Consider the following 13,215-nt stretch of genomic DNA (forward strand, 5'->3'; position numbering starts at 1 on the left):
GGGATATTGTAGACCAAAAAAGCAGAAATTTCTTGAATGACAGTGAATCTAGTCAGTATGATACAGCTATCACTCCAAGACTGGGTATTGTTTATCAACCCATTCAACCTATTTCTCTTTATGCTAGTTACAGTCAATCCTTTCAACCAAATTTTGGTACAAGCGTAGATGGTTCAGTTCTAGAACCGGAACGGGGAACTCAATATGAAGTTGGTGTAAAAAGTGAATTTTTGGATGGCAGATTAGCTGCTACTTTGGCAGCTTATCATATTACAAAATCAAATATTGCTACAACTGATCCCGCTAATCCAGACTTTAGCATTCCCATAGGAAAACAACGCAACCAAGGTATTGAATTCAATGTTGCAGGACAAATTCAACCTGGCTGGAATGTCATCGCATCTTATTCTTACATTGATGCCGAAATTACCGAAAGTAATGATGGTTTAGCTGGTAATCAACCACCTAATGTCCCATTTAATACAGCTAGTTTGTGGACAACTTACCAATTGCAAAGCGGTGATTTGCAAGGTTTAGGTTTTGGTCTAGGGTTATTTTATGTAGGCGATCGCCAAGGTGACACCGATAATACCTATATCATCCCTAGCTATTTGAGAACAGATGCAGCTATCTATTATCAACGGGATAATTGGCGGGCTGGAATTAATATCCAAAATCTGTTGAATGAAAAATATTTTCAAGGAGCAAATTTTGGTAGAGTTACCATAGAACCTGGCGCACCATTAACGGTTATTGGTAGTTTTTCTGTGACATTTTAATTCAGACGAAAATCAGGTGTGGGGTATGAGATTTCATCATGAATGACAGTTATATCAGAATAAAAAGCTTTACTCGCTGGTTACGATTTAGTAGTGTAATATTTTTTACTGTACTCCTGGCTGTAGCTTGTCATCGTGGTGGTTCTCTACCTGTTAATTATCAAAGTACCAACGCTGCTTGTCGTCAGGTAGAACACACTGCGGGAATTACCTGTGTTCCAGACAAATTTGAGCGACTTGTGACTCTAGATGATGCTGAAAATGCGATCGCACTAGGAATTAAACCTCTTGGTGCTGTGATCTCCCATTTTTCATCATTTTGGCAAGATCAGTTAACAGGAGTAAAAAACATCGGGACAACTGGCGAACCTAACTTAGAAAGTATCCTTGCACTCAAACCAGATTTGATTGTGGGTTCTGACTATCAACTAGATATTTATCCTATTACTTCAAAAATTGCTCCAACCGTTTTGTTGAAATTTGAACACAGTGGTCAATGGAAAGAGGTATTTACAAATACTAGTGTGGCGTTAGGTAAAAAAGAAGCTGGTCAAAAGGTAATGGAAAATTATTACCGTCGTCTCGCAGACTTTAAGCAGAAAATGGGCAATAATTTGTCAAAGATTAAAGTTTCTGTAGTGCGCGTATATCCAGATAAAATAAACCTTTATCTCCTTGATTCTTTCTGCGGAACTATTTTGCAAGATGCCGGATTATCTCGCCCAGAATCGCAAAATTTCACGGCATCAGAAGCCAAAAAGTTATTTAATAATCAGATTCAAATGTCCATCGGTAATGAATTAATCGAACAAGCTGATGGTGATGTTATATTTATCTGGACGGCTGAGAATGATGCCAAAGGTAATCAAACAGCACAATATAAATTAGAGCAACTTAAATTAAGTCCACTGTGGAAAAATTTAAAAGCTGTACGAGAAAATAAAGTTTATTTAGTTCCACAATACTGGATTGGAAGTGGTATGTTAGCGGCAAATGCGATTATTGATGACTTATTTAAGTATCTAATTGACACACCTTGAGTTTTTCGGAGATAATCCGAACACCGAGAATTTAGTGCTTGAAGATTGGTTTAAATACTTTTTATAAACTACCTAATTATGACACTTCATACCTTATTTGTTTGTAAATCATGTAGTGCTGTTCTCGACCACGAAGAAGCAGACGAACGCGCCGAGGGAAATCAACTCTTACTGAAGCTGCTAGAGACTCAAAAAAATGATTCCGCTTACAGTAGCCTCAACATTGAATCTGTGGGGTGTTTGTGGAGTTGCGTTAAAAAATATTCTTGTGCTGTCAGCTTTGTTTGTCCGCAAAAATACACATATCATTTTGTTGATTTGCCACAGGAAAGCATAAGTGATTTGTTGGAATTCAGCCTGCTTTATCAAGAAAGCCAAGATGGGTATGTTTTACCCCCTAAACTACCTGGAACATTGCGATCGCATCTCTTAGTACGCATTCCTCCTACACCAGAGGCGATCGCATCCCAACCCGCCGCTTGTTAGCATTTGATAATCAATAATGAAATTTACTGGTTTATTTCTGGAAGTCCATGTAAATGGACTTTGTTTGTATAGACCCATCTTCCCAAATTTACTGCAACTAATTATCAATAGTGTACAATAAACAATAAATAGTATTTGTATTTTAATTTTCCACACACCAGATAGAGATAATGTCAATCACGATTTCGCAGCCAGATTTCTGGGAACTTTTTTCAGAAACTGAAGAAATCCAAAACCAGTGTGCAGATAAGTTTGAGACGATTTGCCCATATCCACAGGCCTTAGGTCAAGGAAATCTCCGATATATTCACTTGCGGGAAGGCTTGGAGCTAACAATTGCTGACTACCAACTCCATGATGATCTGATTCTCAAATCTCCAGAACGCCAACACAGTTTAGAGTTTACCTTTTATCTATCTGGTGGTCACAAAAATCAATCTAGCTCTGCTTTGGCTGGACAGTACGCTATTTGTGGTAGCGGTGTTGCACCAAAAGAATCTTATGAATGGTTAGCAAGCCAGAGAACTCTGGCCATTAATCTCCATATCGAACCAGAGTTTTTTTGCTCATGTCTAGACCTTCACACTGAGCAAAGAACTGTACAACTCACTCATTTACTGGGAACACCAGAACAAAAATTTTATGTGCGTTCCGGTAACACCACCTCTGTAATGACGATGGCTTTGCAACAAATTCTACAATGTCCTTATCAGGGTGTTACTAAGCGCATATATCTAGAAAGTAAGGCTTTAGAGTTAATGGCCTTGCTAATTTCAGAAGAGTTAGCACTAGGACAATCTCAAAAAGATGTCTGTCACCTCAAACCAGATGACATAGAACGTATTCACTGTGCAAAAGATATTTTATTAGAGAATATAAATAATCCTCCTTCCTTAATCGAACTGGCGCGGATGGTGGGTTTAAACGACTGCACATTTAAACGCGGTTTCCGTCAAGTATTTGGTACAACCGCTTTTGGCTATTTGCATGACCACAGATTAGAAAAAGCAGGACAACTCTTAGCAGCAGGTGAAATGAGTATAAAAGAAGTGGCTCGTGTAGTTGGTTTTACAGACCGCAGTTACTTTGCAGCTGCATTTCGTAAGCAGTATGGGGTTAATCCCAGTTTGTATCTGAGAAGTCATCAAAAACAGATGAGAAATTCCGCCTAGCCATCAAAAAATTCCGCCTAGCCATCAAATCTATGCTTCACACTTTGAGACTTTCCTGTAAGCTTCTTGATAGTAATTACTAAAAACTGCACCGATAATACTGCCTATATTCCCGTAATCAAGGGAATTTTGCGGTCAATTTTTGCAGTGTGAAAGCGCATTTATTCAGAAAATTTTTCAATTTTGGATTTGGTTGTGTGGAGTTATGGCTAGTCAGATGCAAAGACTTGTTTTGATGACGATATTAGCTTTGGTGTTAATTAATCTACCTGGGAGGGCTGAAGATAAAAAACAGGAAATAGACAAACCTGTTACCACCATTAAACAATTGCTGTCCCAAGCACAAATTCAGATTACCAATGTCAAGTTACAAACAACTGATAAAGGTATAGAGATCATTTTAGAGACAAATCAAGGGGAAAAACTGCGACCTGTCAATAAGAGTGAGGGAAATGTTTATCTAGTTGAAATTCCCAATGCTCAATTAACTCAGGAATTTCGCCAAGAAAACCCCGCTAGTGGAATTACCCTCGTCACTGTCAGTAATTCCGATGTAAATACTATCAGAGTTGCTGTGACAGGTGAAACAAAATTACCCCAGGTGGAGTTATTTGACAGCGATGAGGGTTTAATTTTTGGTGTAGAGGTTGCTGCATCATCTGTTTCCCCACCTCCCCAACCAGAAACACAACAGCCACAGACAGAACAACCATCTGCGGAAGTTGATGAGCCGATTGAACTGGTAGTGACGGCGACGCGGACTGAGGAAGATATTACCAACATACCGCGCAGTGTGACTGTGATTACCCGTGAAGAAATTGAGAAACAATCAGCTATCAGCAATGATTTAGGAGATATCTTAGGGCGGACAGTTCCCGGTTTGGGGCCGCCAAACTCACTCAACCGCGCTGGTAATGCTCAAACTTTGCGAGGTCGTCCAGTATCAATTTTGATTGATGGCGTACCACAACAAGGTAATTCCTTTGTGAATACGCAGTTAGAGTATATTTCCCCAGATGCAATTGAACGGATTGAAGTTGTACGGGGACCTACAGCAGTCTTTGGTCAAGGTGCATCTGGTGGGGTGATCAATATTATTACGAGAAAACCCACTGAAGGATTTACTTCTACTGCTCAAGTTGGAGTCAGTGCGGCGGCTGGTGGTGATGCTTTCCTGGGAGAAAATAGCTTTGGTAATTACCTGCAATATGGATTTTCCGGTAAAGATGGGATTTTTGACTACGTATTTTCTCTCTCACGCAATAGCGTCGGCGGTTTCTTTGATGCTGATGGCTCACGCATTCCCAGTAACAACGCCACATCAGATGATACAGTCTCTACAAATGTATTAGGCAAGATAGGCATTGATATTGGGGAACAACAACGCCTACAATTCAGCGTTAATCGTGGGAATAACTCCCGTAAGATTAAGTTCATTGCCGATCCGATTACGCGTACAATCCCCGGATTGCAAACAACTCGTGCCTTAAGAGAAAATCAGGTTTACGAAGGAACTGATGCACCTCGAATTACTAGTACATCTGTTAACCTCAACTATACTAACGACGCAGTTTTTGGTAGCAAACTGCAAGCCCAAGCCTATTATCGCAGTTCCGAAGAATTAGGAGTAGGCAGAGATGACCGGGGTCGATTTGCAGATGCCATCAATCGCTTCCGTTCTGAAGAAGAAGCTTTTGGAGGAAGGTTACAGATTCAAACACCCCTATCTACATCTGTATCTTTATTATGGGGAGCTGATTACGAGAAACAACAAGAAGGAGATACCCGCCAAGAGATATTTGATCCCGTCGCTTTTGATGCTAGTAATAATAACCGTCGGATTCTGCGTAAAATTGGTGAACAAGTTTATTACCCAGCCTTTGATTTGAGTAGCTTAGGATTTTTTGCCCAAGCACAATGGGATGTAAGCGAACAACTAATTCTCAGTGGTGGTGTGCGTCACGAACGTTTCAACTTCAGTGTGAACGAATTCACACCTTTATTAGACAACAACTTTGATCCCTATGTTGGCCCCAGTGTTGCAGGTAGTGAACTAGATTTCAGTGACACCGTGTTTAATGCGGGTAGTGTCTATAAAATTACTCCTACAGTTAGTGTTTTTGCTAACTTTGCTCAAGGTTATTCAGTACCGCAACTCTTCCGCGTCCTCAACTTCTTACCTCCTGGATTCACGATTGACAGAGATGTTCGCTTTCTCCAGCCACAAAAGATAGACAATTACGAAATTGGTGTACGCGGAAATTGGAATAACTTACAGGCGACTCTCGCAGGATTTTTTAATTATTCTGCTCTCGGTCTATCTTCCAGAGGTCTGCCAGATGGTACGATTCAGTATATTCGCGCTCCCCAAAGGAACTACGGAATTGAAGCGACTTTAGACTGGCAAGCAACCGCAAATTGGAAACTTGGTACTGGTTTAACTTGGACTGAAGGGGAAGACGATCAAAATGAAGATGGTGATTTTAATGCTTTGCGGACATTAGAAGTTCAGCCATTGAAGTTAACAGCTTATGTGGAAAATCAAACTACTCCAGGGTGGCGAAATCGCTTGCAATTACTCTATGTTGGTAATCGCGATCGCGGTTTTGAAGCAGGTAGTGATTTTGTCACGATTAAAGATTATCTTGTCGTCGATTACATCAGCAGCTTTCAAATTGGTTCGGGAAATTTAGAAGTAGGTATTCAAAACCTATTTAATAACAAATACTCCTCTGTCTTCTCTCAAGCAGGTGGCGGACTGGATGAATTGTTAAATAACTTAGAACAAGGTCGAAGTCTGAGAGTGAATTACCGCATTAGTTGGTAATAATTCCCAATTAATCAGGAGGTAAGCATTAAATTCATCAGTTACATCAAGCTATTCTTATTAGGTTTGGCTGCTATCATTTGTCTCTGGGTTTATCAGCATATTAATGATGATAACCCCAGGCAATTTGATAGTGCCTTACCTATTTCTCAACTACCAGTATCTACACGCATAGTTAAACACGTTGGAGGAGAAACAAAAATTCCGATTAAACCTCAACGTATCATCACTTTACATGATGCAACTATCCTCGATCCTGTGTTGGCTTTGGGTGTAAAACCAATTGGAATAGCTACTTATGCTCCCGAACAAGGAGTTTTATTTCGTGGCATACATGAAGCTCAAGTGAGGAATATTCAACAAGTTGGTAGTGCATTTCAGCCTTCTTTGGAGAAAATACTCATGCTCAAACCTGACTTAATACTAGGACGTGAATATCAAAAAAATATTTACAATCAACTTAGTAAATTTGCTCCTACAGTGTTAGTGGACTGGGGAAGCTTTAATCATTTTCAGGATAATTTGCGTTACATTGCTCAAGTATTAGGTAAAGAGGAAAAAGCTAAGTATGTATTAAATCAATATCAAGAACGAATTCAATATTTTAAGATACTCATGGGTAATCGCTTGCAAAAAATAGAAGTATCTGTCATTGGATTTAGTGGACAGAATATTAAATCTTTGAATCATGACGCTGTATTTAATCAAGTTCTTGATGATGCAGGGGTGAAACGCTTATCAATTCAGAAAAATCAAGAAGAAAGATTTTTACAATTGAGCCTAGAAGATTTAAATAAATATGATGCAGATGTTTTATTCATAATCAATGAATCTCCTGATAATGACACATCTTATTTACAAAGTCCTCTTTGGCAACATTTAAAAGCAGTCAAAAATCAACAAGTATATATAGTAAATCAGAGTGATTGGTTAGCTGGTGGCCCTTTAGGAGCTAATAAAATTCTTGATGATTTGTTTAAATATTTAGTGAAGTGAATTTGAATATGTCAATTAACAAGACTCAAAACCATTGCCGCTTTTGTTCCGAAATTTCCCAAGCCAACGGTGAAGATCCAATTGGATCAGCTATAGCGGTAGAACAATATTTAATTATTGAAGCTGCACAACCTTGGCCAGTTCCAATTTGGATTGAACCTGATCCCATGCCACAGGGAGTAGTCGACGCTTTAAACTTTGTTTGGGAAGGTGGACGGACGATCAGACAGTTGGCGATCGCACCAGATCCAGAATACTCCCATCCAGATTACACTCGTGTACTATACTATCGCCAAGCAGCCCAATTTTTTGCCCAATTTGAGAAACACGAATTTATCGTACCTCATGCTTTACTTGGCTCTTTGGCATTAGCTTTACTCAAACACCCAGAAGAATTACCAAATTTTGACCAATATCGCCAACAAACAAACCACATTCGAGAAATACTTGTTTGCAACCACGGGAATGTGGATGTGGCTTGTAGCAGATTTGGTTATCCGATTTATCAAAAATTACGTTCTGAATATGCGACGGTAAATAACAGTAACTTGCGTGTTTGGCGATGTAGTCATTTTGGTGGACACGAGTTTGCACCTACCTTAGTTGACTTACCCCAAGGACAATACTGGGGTCATTTAAAACCAGAAATTTTAGATTTATTAGTCCGACGTAATGGTTCAGTTAAAGAACTGTATCCATACTATCGAGGCTGGGCTGGTTTACCCAAATTTGCACAAATCGCCGAACGAGAGATTTGGATGCAGGAAGGTTGGAACTGGCTGGAATATCACAAAGCTGGTCAAGTTTTAGCCAGTGATGAAATTAATCAAGAATGGGCTGATGTTCGCATTGTTTTCACCACAGCCGATAGAAATATCAGCAGTGCATATCAAGCTAGGGTGGAGGTGAGAGGCTCAGTAATGACAGCCTGGAAATCAGGAGCAAACCCTACTTTAGAGGAAGTAAAGCAGTATCACGTCACTAGTCTAGTAAAATTGGCGTAATCAAATTTTTATGATGATCTATATGTTGAGTCTGACGATAGTCAGGTAAATCAAGATTATCTTAGAATTTGGATTTAATTTATCAGTTTCATACTCAAAAAGAAATGGCACATAAAGTTTTTTCGACTGGTTTGAAATAGAACCACTAGAACAAAGACAATATTTTACTATTGCTGCTAAAAAGCGGCGACTGAAAGTAGACATTCATCTAGATAGCCAAGAATTACTCAAGAGTTTTATTTTTGATCAAAAAGAAAAATTGCCAACTACCTTAATAAATTTGATAGAAGGAACTAGTAAAATAGATTTCTTTGAAACTAATATCAATACATTGGCTTGCTCATTGTCACAGTGATCTTAATTACGGCTTGTCAAAGTGGTGTTCCCAATAGCCCCAATTTGGAGACTGTGCAAGGAACATCCAATGATTGTCGAGTTGTTCAACACGCAGGCGGCAAAACAACTATTTGCGGTCAAGGAGATTATGAAGTATTTAATCAATAACTTCGCCAATTTACGAGGCTGATTTGATGTATTAACGTCCTTTTCTCAAAGGTTTGGCAAAAACAATAAGTTCTAAAAATTACTTCAAGGTTTCCCGCAAGCATTTTTTAAAGTATTGCCCAAGGTATCAAGGGTTTGAGCTTCCAAGCTACCTTGTCAGCTAAACTCTTATGTATGAGTCATTTTGCCGTTTTTGCCAAAATTTTTGTAGGCTCTTATTTTGGCAAAGATATTGCAATAAATGGGCATAATTAAGCGTAAAATACGAGAATTAACTGAAAAAGATTATCTCCAGGACTCTACGTGATCCTAAAATCAGCTTCCAGAATACGGCTTACTGATAGCTAAAGCTTTATGAAAATTGGACTACAGCAATACTGGAACTTACTTGTAGACTATCTCAAGCCGCAAAAGGGTAGAGTGATCAAATTTGCGATCGCACTACTCGTAAGCATCGGTTTACAAATCCTCAACCCCCAAATTTTACGTTATTTCATTGACATGGCTGTTGCGGGTGGCGATGACCTACAGTCGGTCGGAGACCATCGTCAAAAATTATTCTTAGCTGCCTTTTTATTTATTGCTGTAGCCTTAATCACCCAAGCAATGTCAATTACCGCAACCTTCTACGGTGAGAATGTGGCTTGGACAGCTACCAATGCTTTGCGTGCAGATTTAGTAGAGCATTGCTTGAGACTAGATTTATCCTTTCACAAATACCGTACACCCGGCGAATTAGTTGAACGCATAGACGGTGATGTGCAAAATTTGTCAGAATTTTTCTCTAAATTTACCATTCACATCTTGGGCAACTTGCTTATGATGTTGGGTGTGATTGTGGTACTTTTTTACGAAGATTGGCGAGCCGGTTTAGCTATTTTATTGTTTGCGCTGATAGCTTTATCTACTCTCATTAAGTTGCGTACCATTGCAGTTTTACATTGGAGAGGCTATCGCCAATTTAGTGCAGAGTTTTTTGGCTTTTTGGGTGAACAGCTAACAGGGATAGAAGATATCCGAGCCAATGGAGCTAAAAACTATGTCATGCACCGCTTCTATAAAATCATCCGCAACTGGCTACCCATCTTTCATAAAGCACGCTTTGCCGATACAATTCTCTGGGTTACAACCAACGGTATATTTACTTTGGGGAGCATAATTTCTTTAACAGTTGGTGCTTACCTATGGAGTCAACAGGCAATTACTATTGGTACAGTTTACCTTCTATATTATTACACCACTATTCTGAGCGAACCGATTGAACAAATTCGCAATCAATTTGAAGACCTCCAGCAAGCAGATGCGAGTATTTACCGCATTACAGACTTATTACAAGTTCAATCTCAATTGAGTGCAAGCGGCGATAAATTAATTCCCCCAGGCGCACTTTCTATAGCTTTTAAAAATGTCTCTTTTAGCTACAATAACCGGGAACTGAGGATAAGCGGTAATAAAGATTTGGTACTGCAAAATATATCTTTTAATTTGCCTGCTGGTCAGGTATTAGGGTTACTGGGACGCACTGGAAGCGGTAAGTCTTCTCTAGCGCGATTACTGCTGAGATTGTATGACCCACAATCAGGTTCAATTCGTTTGGGAGGTGTGCCTATTGACCAAACTTCGTTGACAGAATTACCTGGAAAAGTCGGATTAGTAACTCAAGATGTCCAACTTTTTCAAACTACAGTTCGTAATAATTTAACCTTCTTCAACCAACACATTAACGACGATCGCATCTATGAAACACTAGAAATATTGGGATTGTCAGAATGGTTGCACTCTTTACCCAACGGCTTAGATACAAATTTGGGGCCAGATAGTAGCGGCTTGTCGGCTGGACAGGCGCAGTTATTAGCGTTTACTCGTGTGTTTCTTAAAGACCCTGGTTTAATAATTTTAGACGAAGCATCTTCACGCCTTGATCCGATTACAGAAAAACTCATTGAAAGGGCTATAGATAAACTATTGTTGGGCCGTACTGGCATTATAATTGCCCATCGTTTAGCGACCGTAGAAAGAGCAAATCAAATTTTGATTTTAGAAAAAGGTAGAGTAAATGAGTACGGTGAACGAGAAGAGTTAGCAAAAAACCCTCAGTCACGTTTTGCTCAATTATTACAAGCTGGTTTAAAAGATTTATTAGTTTAATTTTGATTATACAAATTTACTTCATATTATTCTTCTAATTACAAATTTCTATGTTGTCATCAACAAAAAAGCTTCAAGGTTGGCAGTTATTATGGCAATTAATTTGCTATAAACCAAAACTCTATTTAATTGACACTTGCTTCTGGATTTTTATAATGGGCTTACCTGCCCTACCAGGGTTAATTATTCGAGAATTTTTTAATAGTCTCACAGGTAAAGCTCAATTTGGTTTGTCACCTTGGGCATTTATTGCTGGTTTACTGGCTTTGAATTTAGGACATATTGCGGTTATATTTGTGGGGCGAATTACCAAAACTCAGCACCGTTTTACCATGAGGTCGTTACTCAGAAGAAATTTATTAGAACGACTTCTCAATAATCCTCATGCTCAAATCATGATTGCTAAGGGGGATACTAATGAAACTGTATCGCAGGGTGAAGTAATCAGCTTTTTTCGAGATGATACTGAACACATTGAAGATAATGTGGCCTGGGTATCAGAAATCTTTGGAGAAGGAATATTTGCTGTCCTTTCTTTAGTCATTTTATTAAGTGTCAATGTAACCATGACACTGTTTGTTTTCCTTCCTTTGGTAGGGATGGTAGTAATTATCCAAAAAACAGAAACTCGCATCAAACAATATCGCAAATCTAGCCGTCAAGCAACTCAACAAGTAACAGGTATTTTAGGGGAAATATTTAGTTCTGTGCAAGCAATTAAAGTAGCTGGTGCAGAACCAGATGTACTAAATTATTTCCGCACTTTGAATGAAAACCGTCGCCAGATGATGGTTAAAGACAGCCTATTAAACGCCATTCTCAATTCACTATTTCAAAATATGGTGAGTTTCGGCACAGGTTTAATTTTGGTGATGGCTGCTTTTTTGATGCAAGGCGGCGTTAATCAGTTAACAGTGGGTGACTTTGCTTTGTTTGTCTATAACCTGTCATTTGTGACTGGATTTTTTAGCTCTGTAGGCGGTTTTATGGCATTGTATAAGCAAACAGAGGTGGCTTTTGAACGCATGGCTGGTTTAATTTCTGGTGCATCAACAGAGATTTTGGTCGCATCAAATCAACTCTATTTGCAAGACTTAGGTAAAAGTAAAAAAATCCTACCTCAATTAGAACAACCTTTAGAGAATGAAAGTCATCATTTACAGTCATTAAGGCTATCAAATCTAACTTATATTTATCCTGGTACAACTCAAGGAATCGCAGATATCCACTTAAAAATACAACGCGGTAGTTTGACTGTAATTACTGGACGCATTGGAGCTGGAAAAACTACACTACTACGAGTTTTGTTAGGATTATTACCCAAGCAAACAGGAGACATTTATTGGAATGGGCGTATAGTTGAAGACCCTGCTAATTTTTTTGTCCCGCCTCGCAGTGCATATACTCCACAAATTCCCCAACTTTTTAGCTATTCCTTACGAGAAAATATATTGCTGGGATTGTCTAAGGGTGATTCTGATATTGAAAGAGCCTTAAAAATGGCTGTGTTTGAGCAAGATTTAGCAGTCATGAATGAGAAGCTAGAAACTTTAGTGGGAACAAAAGGTGTGCGCCTTTCTGGTGGACAGATGCAACGTGTAGCAGCAGCGCGGATGTTTGTACGTCAACCAGAGTTACTAATATTTGATGACCTTTCTAGCGCGTTAGACGTGGAAACAGAATTGGCGTTATGGTCGCGGATATTTGCTAATAAAACTGAACAGGGAGAAAATCCTTGGACACCAACTTGTCTGGTAGTGTCTCATCGCCGTTCTGTTTTACGTCGCGCTGACCAGATTATTGTCATGAAAGCAGGTAGGGTTGTAGCACAAGGTAATTTTGATGATATTTTAGCTGATGAGCAAGCTGATTGGATTTTTTAGATTGTGTCAAGAGCAGACAATGATAGCCCGTGGAAAGAGATTTTAGAAGCATACTTTCCCCAAGCCATGCAATTTTTCTTTCCCCAAACCGCAGCATTAATTAATTGGGAACGTCCTCACGAATTCCTCGATAAGGAATTTCAACAAATAGCCCGTGACGCTGAACAAGGTAGACGATATGCAGATAAATTAGTCAAAGTTTGGCAAATTCACGGCGAAGAACTTTGGCTATTAATTCATGTCGAAATCCAAGCCAGAAGACACATTTCCTGAAAGAATGTTTTCTTATAACCTGCGAATTTTTGGCAGATTTGCTCAACCTGCCATTAGTTTGGCAATTTTGTGTGATGCTGATTCGACATGGCGACCAAACCAA

10 protein-coding genes and 1 pseudogene are annotated in these 13,215 nt (G+C 39.1%); all 11 read left to right on the forward strand.

Features of this window, described 5'->3' with window-relative positions; translation table 11 throughout:
* On the forward strand, positions 1-779 hold a 779-nt coding region (locus VB693_RS28085), incomplete at its 5' end, for a TonB-dependent siderophore receptor (RefSeq protein ID WP_323269129.1).
* A gap of 38 nt (positions 780-817) precedes the next feature.
* Positions 818-1,819: an iron-siderophore ABC transporter substrate-binding protein gene (locus tag VB693_RS28090; protein ID WP_323269130.1), complete on the forward strand. Its 1,002-nt coding sequence runs from the start codon at positions 818-820 to the stop codon at positions 1,817-1,819.
* A gap of 78 nt (positions 1,820-1,897) precedes the next feature.
* Positions 1,898-2,305: a DUF1636 domain-containing protein gene (locus VB693_RS28095; RefSeq protein ID WP_323269131.1), complete on the forward strand. Its 408-nt coding sequence runs from the start codon at positions 1,898-1,900 to the stop codon at positions 2,303-2,305.
* Positions 2,306-2,475: 170 nt separating this feature from the next.
* On the forward strand, positions 2,476-3,477 hold the full coding sequence (locus VB693_RS28100) for an AraC family transcriptional regulator (RefSeq protein WP_323269132.1): 1,002 nt from the start codon (positions 2,476-2,478) through the stop codon (positions 3,475-3,477).
* A 205-nt stretch (positions 3,478-3,682) separates the two neighbouring features.
* Positions 3,683-6,304: a TonB-dependent receptor domain-containing protein gene (locus VB693_RS28105; RefSeq protein ID WP_323269133.1), complete on the forward strand. Its 2,622-nt coding sequence runs from the start codon at positions 3,683-3,685 to the stop codon at positions 6,302-6,304.
* 66 nt (positions 6,305-6,370) lie between these two features.
* Entirely contained in the window at positions 6,371-7,300 is a 930-nt protein-coding gene (locus VB693_RS28110) for an iron-siderophore ABC transporter substrate-binding protein (RefSeq protein ID WP_323269134.1), read from the forward strand.
* Between the two features lie 8 nt (positions 7,301-7,308).
* Positions 7,309-8,304 carry a sucrase ferredoxin gene (locus VB693_RS28115; protein WP_323269135.1) on the forward strand — a complete coding sequence of 332 codons (996 nt, stop codon included), beginning with the start codon at positions 7,309-7,311 and terminating at the stop codon, positions 8,302-8,304.
* Positions 8,305-8,640: 336 nt separating this feature from the next.
* Positions 8,641-8,808 carry a hypothetical protein gene (locus VB693_RS28120; RefSeq protein ID WP_323269136.1) on the forward strand — a complete coding sequence of 56 codons (168 nt, stop codon included), beginning with the start codon at positions 8,641-8,643 and terminating at the stop codon, positions 8,806-8,808.
* Between the two features lie 354 nt (positions 8,809-9,162).
* The gene (locus VB693_RS28125) at positions 9,163-10,956 is read left to right on the forward strand and encodes an ABC transporter ATP-binding protein (protein ID WP_323269137.1); all 1,794 of its coding nucleotides are present in this window, start codon (positions 9,163-9,165) and stop codon (positions 10,954-10,956) included.
* A 50-nt stretch (positions 10,957-11,006) separates the two neighbouring features.
* A complete protein-coding gene (locus tag VB693_RS28130) occupies positions 11,007-12,839 on the forward strand; it encodes an ABC transporter ATP-binding protein (RefSeq protein WP_323269138.1) in 1,833 nt (610 codons plus the stop codon).
* 66 nt (positions 12,840-12,905) lie between these two features.
* Positions 12,906-13,215: pseudogene (locus VB693_RS28135) on the forward strand (hypothetical protein); the annotation flags it as partial.

It is taken from the genome of Anabaena sp. UHCC 0399, assembly GCF_034931465.1.
Taxonomy (GTDB): Bacteria; Cyanobacteriota; Cyanobacteriia; order Cyanobacteriales; family Nostocaceae; genus Trichormus; species Trichormus minutissimus.